A 22,059-nucleotide genomic window follows, 5' to 3' on the forward strand; every position below is an offset into this window, starting at 1 on the left:
CGCGGATCCTGCGGCGAGCGCCCAGCGCTCGCGTCTCAGGGGCGGCCCACCATCTGGTGGGCCGCCCCTGACGCTGTGAAGGGGCATCCGCGCAGCGGCTCGCAGCCGTGCGCGCTCCCCGGGCCGGCACGCGTGCCGCCTGCTCAGGCGGCGTTCTTGCGGGGCCGTCCGCGTCCGCGCTTGAACGCGATGACGGCTCCGTTCTCGAGGATCTGTCCTCCCCAGACGCCCCAGGGCTCGCCCCGGTCGAGGGCGCCCTCGAGGCAGACCGCCCGCAGGGGGCAGTCGGCGCAGAGCACCTTCGCGGACTCGAGATCCGCGGGGCGCTCGGAGAAGAACAGGTCAGCCGCCTCGATGTCCTGGCAGGGCAGGGTCGCCGAGGGCGCGGCATCGTGCCGGGTGTCGGTGATGGTCGTGAGGTCACTGCGGGTGAGGACGTCGGTCATCGTCTCGCTGCTTCGAAATCGTCGTGGTCGAGGAAGGGCGGGCGCTGCAGTGCGCTCTCGCCGGAGGGGGCGGCAGATCGAGACAGGTGGGTCCCGATCAGATCAAGCCGTCAGCCCCTTGGGTCGATAGACCCGCTCGTTCGAGAGAGGGGGCGCCGCGAGAAGGGCGGCGTCGGACCCGGTGAAGCTGATCGGCTCGATCTGCGTCTTCCATGTGGTCATTGACGACACCCCCTTCCTGTGCGCGCACCCCGGTCTCCCGGACCACGTCGTGGACGATGAACGAGAACAGACTACACGCCCTCGAGATCCACGACACCTATTTTTTGACCTGCGGTTTCGTGCTGGTCAGCGGTGGCTCGCGAGGATCTGCAGGAGCTCCTCGCCGAAGCGCCGGCCCTTCAGCGGACCGACACCGGGGACGTGCACGAGAGCGTCGAGGTCCGACGGCGCGCGCTCGGCGATCGCGGCGAGCGCGGCATCGGTGAGCACCGAGTACGCGGGGACCCCGAGCTGTGCGCTGCGCTGGCGGCGCCACAGCCGCAGTTCGTCCAGCACGCTCTCGTCATGGCTCGGCGGGCAGGCGACATGTCGACCGAGCCGCTGCTCGCCAGGGGTATCCAGGCTCTTTCCGCACGCACGGCAACTGCTGAAGGTGGTCGCGCCGCGGCGGCCGGTGCGGCGGGCCTGCGGCCCCTTCGCCGGCGTCCTCTCGGCGGGCTCGAGGAGCCCGTCGAGGAAGCGCGAGGGCTTGCGGGAGCCGCGGGAGCCGGCGCTGCGGGCGGCGGCCCAGGAGATCGTCAGCAGGTCCTTCGCGCGCGTCAGCGCGACGTAGAAGAGGCGGCGCTCCTCCTCGACCTCGGCGGCGGTCTGCGCCATGGAGATGGGCAGCAGCCCGTCGCTCGCGCCGATGAGGAACACGATGGGCCATTCGAGGCCCTTGGCGGCGTGGACCGAGGCGAGGGTGACCCCGTCGACCGTGGGAGCGCTCTGCGCCTCCGCACGCTCCTCGAGCTCCCGCACCACGTCCGCGAGGGTGGCACCGGGGCGGGCGATGATGGTATCCGTGAGGCTGACCAGGGCGTTCAGCGAGTCCCAGCGCTCGCGCACGGCCCCGGTGGTCTCCGGCGCCTGCGCGCTCCAGCCCAGCCCGCCCACCACGTCGCGGACGGCCCGCGCGGGATCCTCCGGCTGGACCCGGGCGGCGGCGCGCAGGGCGACCATGGCGCGGCGGATCTCCTGGCGCTCGAAGTACTTGTCGCCCCCGCGCACGAGGTAGCCGATGCCGCGGGCGGTGAGGGCCTGCTCGACCGCCTCGGACTGGCTGTTGGTGCGGAAGAGGACGGCGGCCTCCGCGGCGCTGCGGCCCTGGGAGACGAGGTCGGCGATGCGCTCGGCGACGCCCTCCGCCTCGGCGACGTCGTCGGGGTAGGACTCGATGACGGGCGGCGGGCCGTCCGCGCGCTGGGAGGCGAGGGTGAGGCGGTGGTCGCGCGTGCGCCCGCGCGCGCCGTCGAGCACGGTGTTGGCGAGGCGCACGATCTGCGGCGTGGAGCGGTAGTTGCGCTCCAGGCGGATCACCTGCGCGCCGCGGAACTCCTTGGGGAAGTCCAGCAGGTACGAGGCGCGCGCCCCGGCGAACGTGTAGATGGTCTGGGCCGCGTCGCCCACCACGCACAGGTCGCCGCTGGTCCCCAGCCACAGGCGCAGCAGGGAGTGCTGGAGGGCAGAGACGTCCTGGTACTCGTCCACCACGAAATGCTTGTACTGGCCGTGGACCTCGCGGGCGACGTCGGGCCTCTCGGTGAGGAAGCCGACCATATGCAGCAGGACGTCCTCGAAGTCGATGACGCCCTTCTCCTTCTTCACCTCCTCGTACTGGGTGAGGATGCGTGAGATCGACCGCGAGTCGAAGCCCGCGACGCCGGGCCGACGGGTCGTCGCGGCCGCCTCGGGGTAGCTCTCGGGCGTGAGCATCGAGACCCGCGACCACTCGACCTCGGAGACGATGTCGCGCAGGGCGGCACGGTCCACGCTCATGTGCAGGCGCTGGCAGGCCTCCGCGACGCCCGGGTACTTGTTGGCCATGATCTCGGGCACGGGACCGCCCACCACGCGCGGCCAGAAGTGGCGGAGCTGGCGCAGTGCCGCGGCGTGGAACGTGCGGGCCTGCACGGCGGGCACGCCCAGGTCGCGCAGGCGCGAGCGCATCTCCGCGGCGGCCTTCGCGGTGAAGGTCACCGCGAGCACGTGCCGGGGATTGAGCCGGCCGGTCATCACGCCGTAGGCGATGCGGTGGGTGATCGCGCGGGTCTTGCCGGTGCCGGCACCGGCGAGCACGCACACGGGCCCGTCGAAGCTGCGGGCGACCTCCCGCTGCTCGGGGTCGAGCGCCTCGAGCACCGCCTCGGCGGTGAGCGGAGAGGCGGACTCGTCCACGGGGCCCGTGGTGGCGGTGTCGGACTGGTGCGCGGTCATCGCCTCCCAGTCTGCCAGCGCCCACCGACGCGCGAGGACGCGCTGTGGACCGCGACTCCCTGGGGAGGGACCGCGGGGACCCTCCGTCGGGAGCGTCCGGGATCAGCCCTCGTCGACGGAGCGGCCGGGATCAGCCCTCGTCGATGGGCCCGCCGTACCAGTCCTCGACCAGCGCCCGACCGACGGACGCGACGTTCGGCACCTGGATCTCGCCCGCGGCGACCGCGGCGGTGAGCTCCTCGCGCGTGAACCAGCGGGCGGAGGCGAGCTCGCCGTCGGCCAGCACGATCTCCTGCCCGTCGGCCGCCCAGGCGCGGAAGGCGAGCATCAGGGAGCGCGGGAAGGGCCAGGGCTGGGAGCCGACGTACTCGACCTCCTCGACGACGAGCGAGACCTCCTCGGCGACCTCGCGGGAGACGGCCGCCTCGATCGTCTCCCCCGGTTCGACGAAACCCGCGAGCACGGAGTGGAACCCGCTGCGGAAGCTCGCGTTGCGCGCCAGGAGCAGACGGTCCTGCTCGTCCCGGACCGCCATGATCACGGCAGGGTCGGTGCGCGGGAAGTGCTCGGTGCCGTCCTCGCTGCAGACCAGCACCCATCCGCCCAGTCGCGCCTCGAGCAGCGCCCCGCACAGGGGGCAGTGGCGCATCGAGCGGTGCCAGGAGCCCATCGCGGCCGCGGCGACGGCGAGCGCGGCGTCCTCGGGCCCGAGGTCGCCGACCACGCGCCGCAGGTCGCGCATGTCGCGACCCGGATCGTCGAGCTCGGCGCTGGGCTCGGGGAGCTCGACGGCGATGATGCGCCTGCCGTCGCGCTCACCGAGATAGACGGCCGAGGCGCTCTGGTGGCCGCGAGGATCTACGTCCTCGAGGGCGGGGAGCAGGCGGCCCTCGCCGTCCTCGATCATGCTGGCCGCGCCCGAGCGGGTCACCAGGTAGGAGGCGTCCTCCCCCGCGTCGAGCACGTGCGGGTCGGAGCGGCGCAGCGCACCACGATCCAGATCATGTCGGGTCAGAGGGGTCTGCAGCTGGGGTCCGCGCACTCGCACCATGTGATCAGCGTAGAGCCATCTCACACCCGGGCGCCGACGCGTCCGCGAGCTCGTGCGCGCGCATCGAGGGTGCACCGTGTGTCCCGCCGCTGCTCCCAGCCGACGGCCGGGTACGGTGGATCCGTGCGCCACAACTCCTACTCCCTGGCAGCCTTCGCCGCCGCCTCGGTCCCCGGCTTCGAGCCCGCGCGGACCGTGGCGATCCCGACCCCGCAGGACGACGTCGACGTCGCCGGGGTCATCAGCCAGGAGGGGCGCAAGGTCCTCGTGACCTGCCCGCGCACCACGGCCGGCGGCGTGCGCCTCGAGAAGGAGCTCAGCATCTCCGGCGCCCTCGCCCAGCACGCGCTGAGCGACCTGGTGCCCGCCGTGCTCGGATCCGTGAAGCTGCCCGAGGGCGGCCGCGCCGCCGTCACGGAGGTCCACGAGGGCTCCCCGCTGCTGCTGGACCTCCTGGACCGCGACCGCGCCCTGGTCACCTCGCTCGGCGAGGTCATCGCCCGGATCCACCGCGTCCCCTCGCACGTGGTCGAGACCGTCGGCGCCGAGGCGTACACCGCGCAGGCGCTGCGCGAGGCCCACCGCGCGCAGCTCGCCCGCGCCCGCGAGCTCGAGACGATCCCCACCGCCGTCCTCCAGCGCTGGGAGACCCTGCTGGCCGACGACGGCCTCTGGGACCTCCAGCCCGTGGTCGTCCACGGCGACCTCTCCGAGGAGAGCCTGTTCTTCCAGGGATCGAGGATCACGGGCGTGCGCGGCTGGGACGCCGCCCGCATCGGCGATCCGGCCGACGATCTCGCCTGGCTCGCCTCCGCGCTGGAGTCGGAGGCCTTCGACGACCTGTTCTCCGCCTACCGCAACGCCCTGGGCGCTCCCGTGCACCCGCGACTGCTCGAGCGCGCCCACGCCGTGGGCGAGTTCGCGGTGATCGACTGGCTGCTGCACGGCATCGAGGCCGAGGACGACGTCATCATCGAGGACGCCCGCGGGATGCTCCGCGACCTCGAGTCCGACCTCTCGCAGATCGCGAAGGACCAGGCCGAATCCGCCTACCACTCCCTGGACGTGCACGACGGCCTCGCCTCCGCGCCCTCCCCTCTCGCGTCGTCGGCCGCCTCGCCCGCGGATCCCGGCTCCGCGGCCTCGGCCCCGGAGGAGCCGAGCCCCGAGGAACCGATCCGTGAGGAGCCGATCCGCGAGGAGCCGAGTCCCGAGGGAGCGGACCCCGAGGATCGGTCCCGGCAGTGGGACGCCGACGGGCGCCCGGGCCGCCGCGGCGGCCCGTCGGGCGACGCGCCCGAGCCCGAGGACCCGCGGACCTTCTGAGCCCGGCCGGACCGTCCTCATCGACCGGCTCCGCCCGGTCCCTCTCACCGCGCACCGTCCCGGATCGGGCGCACGCGCCCTCCGCATGACCCGTCGGCCCCGACGCCTCCGCTCACCGACGGACGCATTCGCGACCGTGGTCTGATCCCCCGGGCGCCGCGTGGTGGTGTGCTCGTACTCGTGCAGTCGACGCCGTCCGCTCCTGCCCCGGGATCCTCCGTCATGGGGATCGTCCCGCCCCGGGATCCGGCCCTGCCGACTGTCCCTGCCCGAACGGGCGGGTCCGGTGCGCGCCGCGCACTCCTCGAGAACGCGAGAGGCAGACAACGATCATGCGATCCCTGAACCGTCGAGAACTGCTGGGAGGCGGCATCGGGCTCGCCGCCGCGACCGCCGCCACGCTCGGGAGCACCGCCCCGGTGCTCGCCGAGGGCTCCGCGAAGGACCTGGGGCCGAAGAACTGGGAAGCCCTGGATGACGAGCTGCGCGGCAGCGTGCTGCTGCCCGATGACGACGACTACGCCACGGACAAGAAGGTGTTCAACCCCGCCTTCGACTCCCGCAGTCCGACCGCGGTGATCCGGCCCCGCTCCCGCGGCGACGTGGAGCGCGTCATGGAGTTCGTCCGGGTCCACGGCCTGAAGGTCTCGGCGCGCGGCGGCGGGCACTCATACGTCGGCGCGTCCGCCGCCGACGACACCGTGGTCCTCGACCTGCGCGACTACCACGGCATCTCCTACTCCTCGAGCTCGAAGCACGTGACCATCCAGGCGGGCGCGGACCTGTACTCCGTCCACGAGGCGCTCTCCGCGCACGACCGCATGATCCCGACGGGCACCTGCCCGACGGTGGGCGTCGTGGGGCTCGCGCTCGGCGGCGGCATCGGGGTCGACACCCGCCGGTACGGGACCACGAGCGACTCGCTGGTCTCCGCCCACGTGGTGCTGCCCGACGGGAGGACGGTCACCGCTTCCGCGGACTCCCGTCCGGACCTGTTCTGGGCGCTGCGCGGCGGCGGAGGCGGACTGAACGGCGTGGTCACCGACCTCACCTTCGCCACGCATCCCATCCATTCGCAGGCCAGCTTCGCCCTGGCCTTCCCCGCCTCGGCCGCGACGAGGGTCATCACCGGATGGGCGTCGTGGCTGAAGTCCTCCGGCGGCAGCCGCTGGGCGAGCGTGAAGATCAGCACCGACGGGCACGGCACGATGAAGGTGAACGTGATCGGCGTCGCCGATGCCGACGACGCCCGGGACGCCGTGAACTCGCTCGCGAAGGCCACGGGCACACGCCCCGACAGCGCGACGTACAAGTCCCGCTCCCACATGGATCTCGTCGACTATCTGGGCGGCGGGAGCTCCTCGGACCGCGAGGTCTTCGCCGCGGGCACCGACGTGCTGCGCAGTGTCGGCTCGAGCACGGCCGAGGCGATCGTCGCGGCCGTGAAGAAGCGCTCGACGGCCGGGCAGAAGACCGCCGCGATCCTCGATCCTCTCGACGGCGCCGTCCACGACGTGAAGCGCTCCGGCACCGCTTTCCCGTGGCGCTCGCAGACCGCTTCGCTGCAGTGGTACGCGAGCCTGACCTCCACCTCGGGCCTCAAGGACGCGAGGGCATGGGTCGAGGCCTCGCATGAGGGCGTCGACTCCGCCAGCAGCGGCGGGTACGTCAACTACCTCGAACCCGGTGACAGCGCGGAGCGCTGCTTCGGCGAGAACGCCGCGAAGCTCGCGCGGATCCGCGAGCACTACGACCCCAGCCACAGGATCACCTGCGGGCTCGAGGTGTGACGTCGGGGGCTACGGACGCCCCGACGACGGCGAGTCCGTCGGCGGGGCGTCTGCCGACGGGGCGTCCGCCGGCAGGGAGTCCTCCGCCGCGTCCCCCTCGGCGAGGAGCATGTGCTCGAGGGCCTGGCGCGACGGGTGTCGGCGCACCTCGTCGGTCTTCCCGGCGGCGACGTAGAAGAACACGGTGCGGATCCGCGACAGCGGGAGGCCCGTGCGCTCGTGCCAGGCCAGGCGGTATACCGAGAGCTGCAGGGCGCGGGCGCGCCGACGGGCCCCGCTGGGCGGCGCCCCGGTCTTCCAGTCCAGGATGACCACGCCGTCCTCGGAGTCCGGATCGGGGAACACGGCGTCGATGACGCCGCGGATCGCGAGCGGACCGATGCGCGTGGTCACCGGCTCCTCCACGGCGATCGGCACCTGCTGGGCATAGGGCGAGCGCTCGAAGGCCTCGCGCATGCGGGCCAGCGCCTCGGCGTCCGAGAGGTCCCCGTCGGCCGTGGCTCCGGGGTCTCCGTCGGCCGCATCCGCGAGCGGGCCGTCCTCGAGGTCGGCGAGCTCGGTGAGGTCCTCGAGGTCCAGGAGCGCACCGCCCTCGAGTCGCTGCTCGAGCCATGCGTGGAAGGCGGTGCCGCGGCGGGCCGAGCGCGAGGGCCGACGGGGCAGCGGCCGCAGCATCGACCGCGCCGCCGCCTGCGGATCCTGCGCGCGGGCGACGATCTGGGAGGCCGAGAGCCGTGCGGGCGAGCGCACCGTGAGCTGTGCACGGCGCTCCGCGAGATCCGCGAGGACCCGGCGGGTCTGCTCGGCCAGGGCGGCGTCGTCGGGGAGCTCCGGGAGTCGGCCGTCGGCCGCGGCGCGCACGAGCGCCTCGGCGTCGGCGCGCCGGTGCTCGGCCTCCCCGGGCGCGGGAGGCCAGGAGGCCTCGAACAGGCGCGCGTCCAGCGGGTTCTTCTCGGGGACGTCCTCGATCTCCTGGAAGCGCTCGGGCACCAGGGGCAGCGTCTCGCGCAGGTAGCGCGAGCGCGGCCGGGGCCTGGCCGCCCCGGTGCGCCATGCGCACGAGCTGAGCAGCAGGTCCTCCCGGGCACGGGTGACCGCGACGTACATCAGCCGCCGGTCCTCGCGCAGCGTCTCCTCGCCCTGGGCGAAGCGGAACTCCTGGACCAGGGACTCGGCATCGACCTGGGTGTCGGCGCTCGCCCAGTCGAGCTGCGGCAGGATGTCGGCGTCCCCGCGCAGGGAGCTGGGGATCGAGGCCTCGGCGAGCTTCCCGGTCCACCCGGAGTCCGCCACGCGCACGCTGCCGTCCTCGGTCGTCTTCGCGCGGCGAAGGTCGTAGGACGGGACGGAGCCCTCGCTGAGCCCCGCGACCGCGACCAGGTCCCATTCGAGGCCCTTGGCGGAGTGCATGGTGACCACCGTGATCGCATCGGGGTCGGGATCGGCCTGACCCGCTCCCATGGCGAGTCCCGCCTCCTGGTCCTCGCTGATCTCGAGCAGCGCGAGGAAGGGGCCCAGGCCCGGTCGCTGGGCGGTGCGCTCGAAGGCGGCCGCGTGCTCGCGCAGCGCCGGGAGCCCGCCGAGGGGCGGGTCGGTGGGCGACTGGGAGAGCAGGGTGAGGTCGAGGTCGAGCGCGCGCACGGCCTCCTGGATGAGGTCGGGCAGGGGGAGCGCCAGGCGGCGGCGCAGGCCGCGCAGGATGCCCTGCAGGTCGCGCAGGCGCTCGCGGGCGGTGACGCCGAGGGAGCGGCCGTCGGGATCGGTCCAGTCCGGGGCGGGGAGATCGTCGACGGCGTCGATGAGGGTCATCTCGTCCGCCCCGTCGGCCGCTCCGACGCCCGTCGCGGCGACGCCCGCCGCGCCGCTGCGTTCCGTCGCGTCCGCGCCCGCGGCGTCCGGACCCGCTGCGGCGCGACGCCGGCGCGCCGCGAGCTGCTCGCGCCAGCGGCCGAGCACGGACATGTCGCGCGCACCCAGGCGGAAGCGGGGCCCGGCGAGCAGACGCATGAGCCAGTCGCCGCGGCCGGGGTCGTGGACGCATTCGAGAAGGGCGCGCACGTCGGCCACCTCGGGCCGGTCCAGGAGACCGCCCAGGCCCATGACCTGCACGGGGAGTCCTGCCTCCTCGAGCGCCTCGACGATCGGAGGGATCTGCTTGCGCGCACGCACGAGCACGGCGGCGCTCGGCAGCGGCTCCGACGCCGGCCCGCCCTCTCCCGCGGCACCCGACGGGTGGGCCCTCGCGTCCGTCGCGTCGCCTGCCCGACCGCGCCGCGCGAGGATCCAGCGGGCGATCGCACGCGCTTCGGAGCGCTCGTCGGCGGCCTCGTGGACGTGCACCGTCCCCTCGCCGGCGCCCGGGCGCACCTGCAGCTCGGGGATGGTGATCGCCGTCGAGGCGCTGCGCAGCGGGGCGGCGATGCGGTTGGCGACGTCGAGGACGGCACGGTCGTTCCGCCAGGAGGTCGACAGGGTGCGCTGCAGGACCGGTGCTTCGGGGGCGCCCGGCGTGCCCGGGGCGCCCGGGACGGCCGGCGTCGCGAAGGCTCGCGCGAAGCCGTCGAGGGAGGCGGCCGAGGCGCCGCGCCATCCGTAGATCGCCTGCTGCGGGTCGCCGACGGCGCAGGCGGCGTGGCCCGGCCCGAAGAGGTCCGCGAGCATGCGCAGCTGGGCGATCGAGGTGTCCTGGAACTCGTCGAGCAGCACCACGGGGTGGAGTTCGCGGGCCAGGCGGCCGGCCTCGGGCACCTCGCGGGCGATGCGCGCGGCCAGGTGCACCTGGTCCGAGAACTCCAGGGCGCTGCGCTCGGTGCGGATGGCCGCGAAGCGCTCGAGCAGAGGGATCAGCTCGAGACGCTGCTCGCATGCGGAGATGACGCCGGCGACGTCCTTGGGCGTCGTGCGTCGACGTCCGCTGACCTGGAGGGGGATCTGGCTGAGGTGGTCGCGGATCGCGCGCAGCTCGGCGGCGAGCTCCTCGGGTCCGACGAGGTGGTCGGCGAGCGAGGACGTGAGCGAGACGAGGGCCGCGGTGAGCGAGGCGGGCGAGGCGTCGAGGTCCAGGGAGTCGTCCGCCGCCTCGACGAGCTCGTGGGCGAGCTGCCAGGCGGCCGAGGGCGACATCATGGAGAACTCGGGGTCCAGCCCGACGCGCAGCGCGTGCTCGCGCACCAGATCGAGGGCGAAGCCGTTGTACGTGTGGACCTGGACCTCCTGACCCAGCAGGTCGTCCCCTGCCCGCTCGAGGCCGCGCGGGACGGGCAGCCCGTCGGCGCGCAGTGCGGTCGCGAGGGTGCCGAGGCGCCCGGTGATGCGCTCTGCCAGCTCGTGGGCGGCCTTGCGCGTGAAGGTCAGGCCCAGCACCTGGCGCGGCTCGACCAGGCCGTTCGCGATCAGCCAGACCACGCGCGAGGCCATCGTCTCGGTCTTGCCGCTCCCCGCCCCGGCGACGACGAGCATGGGAGCGAGAGGGGCTTCGATGACGGCGATCTGCTCGTCGGTCGGCGCGGGGCGGTCCATGAGCGCGGCGAGGTGGGTCGCGCTGAGACGGGGTGTGCTGGCGCGGGGCGTGCTGGGCCGGGAGGCGTTGGGCCGGGCGGCACTGGGGCGGGGCGTGTTCACAGCTCGGCCCCCTCGGCCCACAGGGGGCAGATGCGGCGCACCGCGCAGTTGTCGCAGTGGGCGTTGCGGCGGGCGGTGACGCGGGCCCCCGAGACCTCGCGGGCGGTGTCCTCGACGATGGCGTGGAACCAGTCCGGGTCCTCGGCCGCGCCGAGCGCGCTCTGAGTGCGCAGCACCGGCTTCGCGGCTCCGGTGCCGACGTAGACGAGCTGGGCTCCGGCGAGTCGCTGCGGGGCGTCCACCCCGAGGGTCTCGGCCAGCGCGCCGGAGGCGACGGCGCTCTGGTAGGCGCCCAGCTGCAGGTCCTCCTCGACGTCGGCCGCCCTCTTCGCCGCGCGTCCCGTCTTGAGGTCGACGATGCGCAGCGAGCCGATGTCCTTGCGGGCGGGGCTCTGCCCGGCGCCGTCCGGTCCCGTGTCCTGCTCGGCGCTCGCGCGCGCCTCGCCCTCGATGCGATCGATCGCGCCGCGCAGCACGACGTCGCCGAGGGTGACCTCGAAGGGCGCCTCGATCGCGGCCGCGGGCGGCGCGGTGCGCAGATATTCCTCGAGCAGGCGCACGGAGTCCTCGGCGCGGCGCAGGGTGCGCCGTCCGGACCAGGTGTCCTCGAGCTGCAGGGGCCGCAGCAGCATGTGCAGGCGCACCACCACGTCCTCGACGCGGTCCGGGGCGACGCCGGCGGGGCTCTCCTGGGCGAGGCGGTGCACGGCGGTGCCCACGAGCTGGGCGGGCCCCGAGGGCCTCGAGCCGCCCGAGCGCTCGAGGAGCCAGGCCAGCGGGCATGCGTGGGCGCGCTCGAGGGCCGACGGGCTCAGCCGCACCTGCGCCCCGCTCTGCCTCACGGGCTCGTCGACGCTGGGGTCCTGGTGGTACCAGGTCGACGGGTCGGTGCCGGGCACGCCCTCGGCGCGCAGGCTCTCCAGGAGCACCGCGGCCTGGGCGCTCGTCCCGCTCCCCGATGCCTCCTCCGCGTCCAGCAGGCGACGGCGCAGGGCGGCGACGAGGCGGCGCGCGTCGGGCGCGGGTCCCGGGTCCTCGGTGAGGACGGCGGGATCGAGCCAGCCCTCGCCGGCACGGGATTGCAGCAGCGGGACCAGGGCCGACGGCGCGAGCTCCCCGCCGTCCACCGCGGTGACCAGGACGCGCTCACGCGCCCGGGTGAGGGCGCTGAGCGCGAGGCGGACCTCGTCGGCCACGACGCTCTCGCGCTGGACGGCGCGCAGGGCCGCGGGTTCGAGCGGCAGCTCCTCGCCGTCGGGCCTCGACCCGAGCAGACTGAGCTCGGCGGCGCCGAAGAGCGTCGAGCGCAGGCGGACGTTGGGCCAGGTGCCCTCCTGGACGCGCGCGAGCACGATCGTGTCGCGCTCGGCGCCCGCGAGCTGCGCAGGGGTGAGCACCGCGACGCGCCCGGCGGCCTCGGCGCGCGGCGCGAGAGTGTCCTCGGCGACGGCCTGGGTGCGGATCTGGTCGATGAAGACGAGCGCATCGGCCTGCCCACGGCGCTCGGTGAAGCGATCGACGGCGGCGAACAGGGCCCCGACCGCGTCGAGGCGGTGGGAGGTGAGACGGGCGCGAGCGCCGTCGACGTCCTCCGCGTCCTCGCCGAGGGCCGCGCGCTGCCAGCCCTCGGCCAGGTGCGCGGCCTCCCATGCGGCCCAGAGGGCGTCGGCCGCGGCGGGGGCGGGCCCGAGGTCGCGCACGGCCCGGATCATGCGGCGGATGCGCAGCACGGGGGTGGCGGTGCGGCCGCCGTCCTCGAGGCCCGCGGGGGTCTCCTCGGCCACGAGCGCTCGGGCGAGCAGCGCGCTCGAGCCGGTGACCATCGGGGGGTCCGCAGTGGCCGTGGGGTCGGCGGGGTCCGCAGGTGCTTCGTGATCGGCGGGGTCGGCGCGGCGGGCATCGAGCAGCGCGCGGCGGATCCTGCGCAGGCGCAGATCGTCGGCGTCGCCGAAGGGACCGCGCAGGAGCTTCGCGGCCTCGGCCGCCGTGAGCGCGGGAGCGAGGTCCTCCGCTGTGGGGTCCGCCGCGGGAGACGTCCCGCGCGCGCTCGCTGCACCGGTCGCCGGGCCGCTCACAGCGAGCTCGACGATGCGCAGAAGGTCGGTGACCACGGGCTCCTCCCGCAGGGCGGGCAGGCGCTGCGGGGTGGTGACGGCGAGCCCGTGGCGGGCGAGCATGTCGGCGACCTCGCGCACGATCCCGCCCGAGCGGCAGACCACGGCCATCTCGTCGTAGGGGACGTCCCCACGATGGTGCAGATCGCGCAGAGCGCCCGCGATCGCGCGCCCCTCCTCCTCGGGGTCCGACGCGGTGAGCACGGACAGCCCTGCGGGGACGACGCGCTCCGCGGGCTCGGCAGCCGGCTCCGCGGCGGGCCGACGCACCTCGGCGGGTGCACCGGCCAGCGGGAGCCGTCCGCGCAGGGCGTCGAGGGCGGCGCGGGGCGACGCCGAGCGGTGGGCGGAGGTGAGCAGGACCGTGCGGGCGGCGCGAGGGAGGCCCGCCTCGATCCGTGCCGCCGCGTCGGCCACCGCTCCCCGGAAGGAGTCGACCATCACGTCGGGGCAGGTGGTCACGAGCACGCGGGAGCCGGCCCGGGCCAGCGCGAGCACGAGGGAGACGCCGGCGACGGTGAGGTCCTGGGCGTCGTCGACGATCACGGCGGAGGGCAGCAGGCGGGGGTCGAGTCGTTCGACGAGGCCGGCGGCGCGGCGCACGAGCGCGCCGGAGTCCAGGCGCGGCCCGGCGTCCAGAGCGGCCTGGGACTGCAGATCGAGCACGTCGAGATATTCGCGGAGGATGTCGGCGGCGTCGAGCCAGGCGGTGCGGCCCCGACGGTGGCCCAGCCGGCGCAGTGCCGAGGGGCCGATGCCCAGCTCCTGGGCGCGGGTGATGAGGTCGCGCAGCTCGGTGCGGAAGCCTGCGAGGGTGCGGGTGGCGGCGTCGACGTCGAGCGACCAGTCCGCGCGGTCGAGGACCAGGTCGCCCAGCAGGGCGTCCTGCTCCGCGCCGGTGACCAGCGTCGGCTCTCCCCTGCCGTCCTCGAGGGCGGCGGCGCGCACCAGGGCGAACCCGAAGGCCGGAGGGGTCGCGACCCGCACCGCAGGGCCGCGCGCATCGGAGGCGCCGCCCGCGAGGGCGACCGCATCGCGCAGCGGATCGGCGGCCGCGCGGCGGGGGGAGAGCAGGAGGATCTCCCTCTCGCGGTCACCGCCGCCGGCCGCGCCGTGGGCGCCCTCCCCGCCGCGCGCATCTCTTTCCTCGTCGCGCGCTCCTCCGCGCGCGTCGGCGCTCGTGCGCGCGAGGGCGGCGGCCAGCGCGAGAGCGGTGCGTCCGGTGCCCGGTGCGCCGTGGACGAGCACATCGCTCCCGCCGAGGAAGGCGTCCAGCGCCTCGCGCTGCGTCGGATCCAGGTCCTGCGGTCGCAGCAGGGCGGGCAGGCGCCGGGGGTCCGGCGGCAGCACCCGCAGCTCGCCGATCCCTGGTCCCGCCTCCGTCTTCTGCACGTCACCCAGTGGACCACAGCGGCCGGACATCCGAGACCACGCGCGAGGTCCGCGGACCGGGTCCGGGCGCTCCTCGAGCTCGGCCCCCGCGGTGTCGCACGTGCTCCCGCATCCCCCTCTCGCGCCGTTCGCCGCGCGCCGCCCGACGACGCGCGATCCCGGCAAGCCCGGCGTACCGGACAAATGCCCTAGAATGAGTGGTGCAGGTCGTGCGGGAGGGGTCGCGACCGCGCATCGACATGAGGGCCGAGGGTCGACCTCTGCCGGGAGGAGCCACAGATGGCACGGTCCACGCAGCGGATGCCGAAGTCGGAGCGCCGTGCGCTGGTCCTCGCCACAGCCACCGACGCCTTCGTCGCGCACGGCTTCCGCAGCACCTCGATGGAGGACATCGCGCGTGCCGTGGGCGTCACCAAACCGGTCCTGTACCAGCACTTCGACTCGAAGGAAGAGCTGTATCTCATGGTCGTCGAGGGCGTGGGCGCCCGCGTGGTCGCCGCCGCCCGCTCGCTGCCGCCGCTCACCGGGGACACCGAGGAGCGCGCGCGAGGAGCGATCCGTCGCGTGCAGCGTCTGGCCGACGACCACCTGGGCGTGCGCCTGCTGCTGAGCGAGGAGTCCGTGTCCCGTCCGGTGAGCGCCCTGGTCTCGGTCTTCCGCACCCAGCTCGCGCGCACCCTCGCCCAGGCCCTCGTGCACCGCCCCGTCCTGCCCGACCGCACGGCCGTGCTGCTGGGTCGCTGCCTGATCGCCCTCGCGGCGGGCGACGTGCTGCGTCCCGCGGAAGCGCGCCCCGAGAGCCAGGAGGGGATCGCCGCGGAAGGGACCGCCATGGAAGGGACCGCCATGGAGAGGACAGGACCGCCCGGACCGGCGGACCCGTCGTCCGCGGAGCTCGACCTGCTCTCGCGGTTCGTGGCCTCGGGCATCGCCGGCCTCGAGGAGGACTCCCCTGCGGCCGACGGGGCGCGCGAGCTGGTCTGAGACCTCGCGGTGCTCCCTGCCGGCCCCGCCCTCGATTCCGCCGACGGCGGATTCACCCCACAGCGCACCGCGCAGAGCCCCGCGACCCGCCCGCGGCGGGGCATGCGGCGATAGACTCCCGGATCGACCGCACGCACGAGGGAAGGACCTCACATGGACATCCGCATCGGCATCCAGCACGCGCCTCGCGAGCTCGTGATCGAGACCGAGGAGAGCGCCGAGTCGGTGCAGGCCGCGCTCGAGACCGCCCTGGGCGACGGTTCGATCGCGACCCTCAAGGACTCCAAGGGCGGCACCGTCCTGGTGCCGGGCGCGAAGATCGCCTACGCCGAGATCTCCAGCCCCACCCAGAAGCGGGTCGGCTTCCTGGGCTGATTCCCGGGCTGACCCCGCGGCGACCGCGTCGAGCGGCACGGCCGACGGCAGCAGGGCGAGATGCCCGCGCCGTCGGCCGTCGTGCGTCCGGAGCCGTTCCGCTCCGGCCCGGGCGTCGGCCTGCCGCGTCGGCCTGCCCCGCCCCATCGGGTGACGGAGCGCACAACGCTACGATGGTGGGGCACCACTTTGATCAGAGAGATGAACTGTGCCCGAATCCACCCCGCACACCCCTGAGGCCACCGGCGCGATCGCGCCCGACACCCCGGCCTCCTCCATCGCCGTCGAGCAGAGCTCCGGCACCCCCGATCCCGAGGCGACGGCCGACGCGGCCGCACCCGTCGAGGACACCGCTCCCACGCAGACCTTCGCCGATTTCGACGTCCGCGAGGACATCGTCGAGGCGCTGGCCGCGAAGGGGATCACCCACCCGTTCCCGATCCAGGCCATGACCCTGCCGATCGCGCTCAAGGGGCGCGACATCATCGGCCAGGCGAAGACCGGCACCGGCAAGACCCTGGGCTTCGGCATCCCGATGCTCCAGAGCGTCGTCGCCCCCGGCGAGGACAACCCGCAGAGCCGACCGGTCGGCAAGCCGCAGGGCCTCGTCGTGCTGCCCACGCGCGAGCTCGCCGTGCAGGTCGCGTCCGACCTGCAGGCGGCCTCCGCCAAGCGCCCCGTGCGCGTGCTCACGATCTACGGCGGCCGCGCCTACGAGCCGCAGATCGAGGCCCTCGACAAGGGCATCGAGATCGTCGTCGGCACGCCCGGTCGCCTCATCGACCTCATGCGACAGGGCCACCTGGACCTGTCGCAGGTCCGCACGGCGGTCCTCGACGAGGCCGACGAGATGCTCGACCTGGGCTTCCTCGAGGACATCGAGAAGATCCTCAAGGCCGTCCCGACGACGCGCCAGACGATGCTGTTCTCCGCGACGATGCCCGGTCCGATCATGGCCCTGGCCCGCCGCTTCATGAGCCGGCCCACGCACATCCGCGCCCACGACCCGGGCGACGCCTCGCGCACCAAGGCCGACATCAAGCAGGTCATCTACCGCGCCCACCAGCTCGACAAGATCGAGGTGCTGGCACGGATCCTGCAGGCCCGCGGCCGCGGCCTGACGATCGTGTTCATGCGCACCAAGCGCCAGGCCGACAAGGTCGCCACCGACCTCATGGACCGCGGCTTCGCCGCGGCGCCGCTGCACGGTGATCTCGGTCAGGGCGCCCGCGAGCAGGCGCTGCGCGCGTTCCGCACCGGCAAGATCGACGTGCTGATCGCGACCGACGTCGCCGCCCGCGGCATCGACGTCGAGGACGTCACCCACGTCATCAACTGGAACTGCCCGGACGATGACAAGACGTATCTGCACCGCACGGGCCGCACCGGCCGCGCGGGCAAGAAGGGCACCGCCCTGACCTTCGTGGACTGGGAGGACCTCGCGCGCTGGGCGCTCATCGCCCGTCAGCTGGGGCTGGAGTCCACCGAGGCCGTCGAGACGTACTCGACCTCCGAGCACCTGTTCACCGACCTCGACATCCCGACCGACGCGAAGGGCACCCTCCCCAAGGAGCGGCGCACCCGCGAGGGCCTCGATGCCGAGGAGATCGAGGACCTGGGCGGTCCCGAGTCGCGTCGCGAGGACTCCTCGCGCGGCGGCCGGGGGCGCGACAGAGGCGGTCGCGGCGGTCGCGAGGACGGCCGGAGCGGCGGTCGTGGCGAGGGCGGTCGCGGAGGACGCGGCGGGCGCTCGCGCGGCGACTCCGAGCGCCCCGCTCGCACCGAGGGCTCCGGTGAGGGCTCCGACTCCGAGAAGCCGGCGCAGGACCGACCGCGCCGCTCGCGCAGCCGCACCCGCACCCGTCGCGTGAACGGCGAGGTCGTCTCCGGCTCCGAGAACGGCGGCGCGTCCGGCGGTTCCGCGAACAACGGTCCCGACAAGGCCGGCCGCGACGGCGAGGAGTCCTCGCGCCCGCGTCGTCGGCGCTCCCGCGGCGGCCGCGGTCGTCGCCACGGCGAGCAGGGCGAGCAGAGCAGCACGGGCGGACGCTCCGAGTCGGGCCACGCCTCCGAGGGCGGCCCGGAGTCCTGACCCGGCTCCGATGACCTCCCCCGCCTGCCTGATCCTCGGCGGCACCGGCACTCTCGCCGCTGCCGCCGAGGATCTCGCACGTTCAGGGGCCGATGTCACCGTCACCTGCCGTCGTCCCGAGCTCGCCCCGCCGCACTGGTGCGCGCTCGGCATCCGCGTGCTGACGCTCGACCGCGACGATGCGCGCGGGATCGATGCGCTCGTCGGGGACGGGGTCGACGGGATCGTCGACGGCCAGTGCTTCACCCCGAGCCATGCGGCCGATCTCGCCCGCTGGTCGCACGCGAGCGGAAGCACGATCATGCTGTCCTCCCGCGCCGTCTACGTCGACGCCGCCGGCAGCCACGCGAACTCCGAGGAGGCGCCGCGGTGGCCCGGGCCCACGCCGGAGACGACCGCGACGATGGAGCACCACGGCGAGCCGTACGCCTCGCGCCTGGGCTACGGGGCGAACAAGGCCGAGGCCGAGCGAGTCCTCGCCGCGCACGGGGAGCGCGTCAGCGTGCTGCGGGCGGCTCGCGTCCACGGCCCCTCGACGCGCCGCGTGCGCGAGTGGCCGCTGGTGCGCTCCGTGCTCGAGGGGGCGCGGGAGCTGGCCGTCGAGCGGGCCGACGACCTCGGCACCCTCACCTCCACGTCATCGCTCTCACAGGCCGTCGCCGCCTGCCTGCATCGGCCCTCCGACCGCGTCGTGAACGTCGGCGACGCGCCCTCGGTGACGAACCTCCAGGCGGCCAGGATCCTCGCGGACGCGCTCGAGGACGAACGCACGAGCGGAGTCGAGGTGCGCCCCGCTGCGCACGGCGAGACGGGCGCGCTCCCGGGGGCCTGGGCCACCGGGCAGGAGCTCGACCTCGGCGCGCTGCGCACTCTCGTCGGCACTCCCCCGGAGCCGACGGCGACCCTGACGCGGACGGCCCGATGGGTGCGCTCGATCGCCCGACGCGGGACCGACGGCACCTGGGAGCTGCCTGCGCAGTTCGACGGGGACTGACCCTCGGTCGAGCCGGGCCGGACGCCGATCGAGCGCGACCGGACCCCGATCGAGCGCGACGGGGCGACGGGGCGACGGGGCGACGAACGGTACGAAGTCGTTGCCAAGACCCTCCTTGGCAACCGTTTCGTGCCTCTCACGACTCGGCGCGGCCTGGAACGGCGCGCGCGTCAGGACGCGGCGATCACGCCCCAGGTCTCCAGGAACGAGTGCACGGAGTCGAAGAGCATCTGCACGCTGATCGCCGCGAGCAGCACGCCGGAGATCCGGGTGACCAGGGTGACGCCGCCGTCGCCCAGGATCTTCGCGATGACGTCCGCGAAGCGCATGAACACGTACAGCACGACCGCCATCACCACGAGCGCGATGATCAGCGCGTTCACGCGCGGGAGCTCGCCGTGGGACTGGTCGACGAACAGCATCATCGCCACGATCGCGCCGGGACCGCCCAGCAGTGGGGTGCCCAGCGGCACCAGGGCCACGTTCACTCCGCTGCTCTGGGCGAGCTCGCCCTCCTTGCCCATCAGCAGCTGCAGGGAGATGAGCAGCAGGAGCAGGCCGCCGGAGAACTGCAGCGCCGGCAGCGAGATGTGCATGTAGGCGAGGATGAAGCGGCCGAACACGGCGAAGGACGCGATGATGAGGATCGCGACTCCCACGGCGACCATCGCCGCGCGCGAGCGCTGCTTCGACGTCATCGTGCGCGTGAGCGAGAGGAAGATCGGCACCGTCCCCGGCGGATCCACGATCACGAACAGCGTGACGAACACTCCCGCGAGGAAGCGCAGATCGACCACGTTCACGGGAGGAGGACCTCGGTTCTGCTCGTGGCGCGCTCGATCAGAGCGGCCAGCACGGACGGACGGGTGAGGTTCTCGCCCAGCCGGTTCGGTTTGCCCGCGCCATGGTAGTCGCTGCCCCCGGTGACCAGGAGCTCGTGGGATCGGGCGAAGGCGCGCAGTCTCGCCCGCGAGACATCATCGTGCTCGCGGTGATCGACCTCGATGCCGGCCAGTCCCGCGGCGACCATCTCCTCGAGGAGGTCCTCGGGGATGGTGCTCCCGCGGGTGAGCGCGCCGGGATGGGCGACCACGGCGACGCCGCCCGCCGCGACGATCGCACGCACCGCCTGGGCGGGCTCGGGCGCCCAGTAGCGCACGTAGTACGGACTCGAGGAGCTCAGCAGATCGCCGAAGGCCTCGGTGCGGTCGGCGACCACTCCGCGGGCCACCAGCGCGTCGGCGATGTGGGGACGTCCGACGGTCGTGCTCGCACCCGCGACCTGCGCCTCGACGTCCTCCCAGCGGATCGGGTGGTCGGCGGCGAGACGTTCGACCATGCGCCGGGCACGGGTGGCGCGCGACTCGCGGGCGCGCTCCATGTGGGAGTGCAGCTCCGTGCTCGGCGACGGGTTCGGCAGGAGCGCGAGCACGTGCACCGAGAGGTCCTCGCACTCCGTCGAGACCTCGATGCCGGGGATGACCGCGACGCCGTGGCGGCGGGATGCCTCGACGGCCTCGTCCCAGCCCGCGGTCGTGTCGTGATCCGTGAGCGCGACGACGTCCAGGCCCGCCTCCGCCGCATGCCGCACGAGCGCGTCGACGTCGTCGGTGCCGTCGGAGCACCGGGTGTGCGCGTGCAGGTCGATGCGGGACTCGGCGGCGAGTCCCGAAGGGAGGTGGGCCATGTGCCCATCCTGCCAGCCCCGTGCCCGCGCGGAGACCTGATCCGCAGGCCGCCCTCCGACCCCGGCGCGCGCCGCGTGAGACGATGCGCGGGTGATGACCCAGAACAACGATGTGCCCCGTCCCACCTCGCGCGAGACCCCCGCTCCGGCGGCCCAGGAGGCCCCGGCCGACGGTCCCGGCCCGAGCGCCGAGGAGCTCGCCTCCCGCGGCGACTCGCGCTCCGAGCGCCCCACCAACGAGGCCTTCCGCGCGTTCATCGCCGCCGATTGGGACGAGACCGTCCCGGCGGCCGAGCGCCGTGAGGTCGCGGACTTCACCCCCGCGCGCCGCGACGCGCTGGTCGACGAGCTGCCGGCGACGCGCATGGTGCTGCCCGCGGGCGTGTTCAAGGTGCGCGCGAACGACACCGACTACCCGTTCCGCCCCGACACCGGCTTCGTCTACTTCAGCGGCCTGGGCACGGACGAGGAGCCCGACAGCGTGCTCGTCGTCGAGCCCGACCCCGACGCCGCGGAGGGCGAGCCCGCGTCCCGCGCGACCTACTTCTTCCGGCCGCGCGCGGGCTTCGACTCCACCGAGTTCTACGCCGACGCCCGCTACGGCGAGCTCTGGGTCGGGCGCCGACCCACGCTCGAGGAGACCGCGGCGCGCATCGGCATCGAGTGCCGCCACATCGACGAGCTGCGCGATGCGCTCGCCAAGGACGTCGGCCCGCAGCTGTCGCTCGCGATCGTCCCGGGCGTCGACCCCGGCGTGCAGGGGATGGTCGAGGAGATCCGCTCCCAGAACGGACTGCCGGACGGCGAGGAGCAGACGCGCGAGTTCGATCGCCTGCAGGAGGCCGCGAGCGAGCAGCGCCTGGTCAAGGACGACTTCGAGGTCTCGCAGATGCGCGAGGCCGTGAAGGCCACCATCGCCGGCTTCGAGGACGTCGTGGCGGCGCTCCCCCAGGCCGTCGGGCACCGTCGCGGCGAGCGCGTGATCGAGGGCGTCTTCGGCGCCTCGGCGCGCGCCGAGGGCAACGGCGTCGGCTACGACACCATCGCCGCGGCCGGCAACCACGCCTGCACCCTGCACTGGGTGCGCAACGACGGCACGGTGAGCGAGGGCGAGCTCGTGCTCATCGACGCCGGTGTGGAGGTGGATTCCCTGTACACCGCGGACCTCACCCGCACCCTGCCGGTGTCCGGCACCTACTCCCCCGCCCAGCGCAGGGTCTACGAGGCGGTCCTCGAGGCGGCCGACGCGGCCTTCGCCGCGGCCCGCCCCGGCATCCGCTTCCGCGACCTGCACACGACGGCGATGCAGGTCATCGCCCGCCACCTCGAGGAGTGGGGCATGCTCCCCGGCACCGCCGAGGAGTCCCTCGCCCCCGAGGGCCAGTTCCACCGCCGCTGGATGGTGCACGGCACGAGCCACCACCTGGGGCTCGACGTGCACGACTGCGCGCAGGCCCGCCGCGAGATGTACATGGACGCCGAGCTCGTGCCCGGCATGGTGTTCACGATCGAGCCGGGGCTGTACTTCCAGGAGAACGATCTCAAGGTCCCCGAGGAGCTGCGCGGCATCGGCGTGCGGATCGAGGACGACGTGCTGGTGACCGAGGACGGCGTCGAGAACCTCTCGGCCGCGCTGCCCCGTCGGCCCGACGAGATCGAGGCGTGGATGGGATCACTCACCCCGGGTCGCTGACCGGGCAGGGCACTAC

At 74.1% G+C, this 22,059-nt stretch carries 14 protein-coding genes; 7 read left to right on the top strand and 7 right to left on the bottom strand.

All coding sequences use genetic code 11. From position 1 onward, the window contains the following. Positions 1 to 143: 143 nt before the first annotated feature. The 3 genes from ACFQ53_RS08600 to nudC form a co-directional block, all read right to left on the bottom strand. Positions 144 to 446 carry a WhiB family transcriptional regulator gene (locus ACFQ53_RS08600; protein WP_283257967.1) on the bottom strand — a complete coding sequence of 101 codons (303 nt, stop codon included), beginning with the start codon at positions 444 to 446 and terminating at the stop codon, positions 144 to 146. A 348-nt stretch (positions 447 to 794) separates the two neighbouring features. Next, positions 795 to 2,924 (bottom strand): ATP-dependent DNA helicase UvrD2, encoded by a 2,130-nt coding sequence (locus tag ACFQ53_RS08605; protein ID WP_377858161.1) that lies wholly within the window; start codon positions 2,922 to 2,924, stop codon positions 795 to 797. A 130-nt stretch (positions 2,925 to 3,054) separates the two neighbouring features. Further along, positions 3,055 to 3,975 (bottom strand): NAD(+) diphosphatase, encoded by a 921-nt coding sequence (nudC, locus tag ACFQ53_RS08610; RefSeq protein WP_249480593.1) that lies wholly within the window; start codon positions 3,973 to 3,975, stop codon positions 3,055 to 3,057. Positions 3,976 to 4,098: 123 nt separating this feature from the next. Between nudC and ACFQ53_RS08615 the strand changes: the two genes are divergently transcribed. Next, the gene (locus ACFQ53_RS08615) at positions 4,099 to 5,301 is read left to right on the top strand and encodes a phosphotransferase (protein ID WP_377858166.1); all 1,203 of its coding nucleotides are present in this window, start codon (positions 4,099 to 4,101) and stop codon (positions 5,299 to 5,301) included. A gap of 332 nt (positions 5,302 to 5,633) precedes the next feature. After that, positions 5,634 to 7,091 carry an FAD-binding protein gene (locus ACFQ53_RS08620; RefSeq protein ID WP_377858168.1) on the top strand — a complete coding sequence of 486 codons (1,458 nt, stop codon included), beginning with the start codon at positions 5,634 to 5,636 and terminating at the stop codon, positions 7,089 to 7,091. 9 nt (positions 7,092 to 7,100) lie between these two features. Here the strand turns inward: ACFQ53_RS08620 and ACFQ53_RS08625 are convergent, their stop codons facing one another. Both ACFQ53_RS08625 and ACFQ53_RS08630 read right to left on the bottom strand, forming a co-directional pair. Beyond that, positions 7,101 to 10,712, bottom strand: a complete 3,612-nt coding sequence (locus ACFQ53_RS08625; protein WP_377858171.1) for an ATP-dependent DNA helicase — start codon at positions 10,710 to 10,712, stop codon at positions 7,101 to 7,103. Then, positions 10,709 to 14,218 (bottom strand): PD-(D/E)XK nuclease family protein, encoded by a 3,510-nt coding sequence (locus ACFQ53_RS08630; RefSeq protein WP_377858174.1) that lies wholly within the window; start codon positions 14,216 to 14,218, stop codon positions 10,709 to 10,711. Before ACFQ53_RS08630 ends, ACFQ53_RS08625 begins: the two co-directional genes overlap by 4 nt. A gap of 279 nt (positions 14,219 to 14,497) precedes the next feature. Between ACFQ53_RS08630 and ACFQ53_RS08635 the strand changes: the two genes are divergently transcribed. The 4 genes from ACFQ53_RS08635 to ACFQ53_RS08650 all read left to right on the top strand — a co-directional run bounded on the left by ACFQ53_RS08635 (position 14,498) and on the right by ACFQ53_RS08650 (position 18,663). Next, entirely contained in the window at positions 14,498 to 15,202 is a 705-nt protein-coding gene (locus ACFQ53_RS08635) for a TetR/AcrR family transcriptional regulator (RefSeq protein WP_377858177.1), read from the top strand. Between the two features lie 153 nt (positions 15,203 to 15,355). After that, positions 15,356 to 15,577, top strand: a complete 222-nt coding sequence (locus ACFQ53_RS08640) for a DUF3107 domain-containing protein (protein WP_152353481.1) — start codon at positions 15,356 to 15,358, stop codon at positions 15,575 to 15,577. 208 nt (positions 15,578 to 15,785) lie between these two features. Next, positions 15,786 to 17,669, top strand: a complete 1,884-nt coding sequence (locus ACFQ53_RS08645) for a DEAD/DEAH box helicase (protein ID WP_377858180.1) — start codon at positions 15,786 to 15,788, stop codon at positions 17,667 to 17,669. Positions 17,670 to 17,679: 10 nt separating this feature from the next. Beyond that, the gene (locus ACFQ53_RS08650) at positions 17,680 to 18,663 is read left to right on the top strand and encodes an NAD-dependent epimerase/dehydratase family protein (RefSeq protein ID WP_377858183.1); all 984 of its coding nucleotides are present in this window, start codon (positions 17,680 to 17,682) and stop codon (positions 18,661 to 18,663) included. A 170-nt stretch (positions 18,664 to 18,833) separates the two neighbouring features. On the opposite strand, the gene ACFQ53_RS08655 is transcribed toward ACFQ53_RS08650, so the two are convergent. Both ACFQ53_RS08655 and ACFQ53_RS08660 read right to left on the bottom strand, forming a co-directional pair. After that, positions 18,834 to 19,466 carry a MarC family protein gene (locus tag ACFQ53_RS08655; protein ID WP_377858185.1) on the bottom strand — a complete coding sequence of 211 codons (633 nt, stop codon included), beginning with the start codon at positions 19,464 to 19,466 and terminating at the stop codon, positions 18,834 to 18,836. Continuing rightward, positions 19,463 to 20,350, bottom strand: coding sequence for a PHP domain-containing protein (locus ACFQ53_RS08660; protein ID WP_377858188.1), 888 nt, complete (start codon positions 20,348 to 20,350; stop codon positions 19,463 to 19,465). Before ACFQ53_RS08660 ends, ACFQ53_RS08655 begins: the two co-directional genes overlap by 4 nt. A 94-nt stretch (positions 20,351 to 20,444) precedes the next feature. Between ACFQ53_RS08660 and ACFQ53_RS08665 the strand changes: the two genes are divergently transcribed. After that, entirely contained in the window at positions 20,445 to 22,043 is a 1,599-nt protein-coding gene (locus ACFQ53_RS08665) for an aminopeptidase P family protein (RefSeq protein WP_377858191.1), read from the top strand. The last annotated feature ends 16 nt before the right edge of the window (positions 22,044 to 22,059 follow it).

It is taken from the genome of Brachybacterium sp. NPDC056505, assembly GCF_042794925.1.
GTDB classification, from domain to species: domain Bacteria; phylum Actinomycetota; class Actinomycetes; order Actinomycetales; family Dermabacteraceae; genus Brachybacterium; species Brachybacterium kimchii.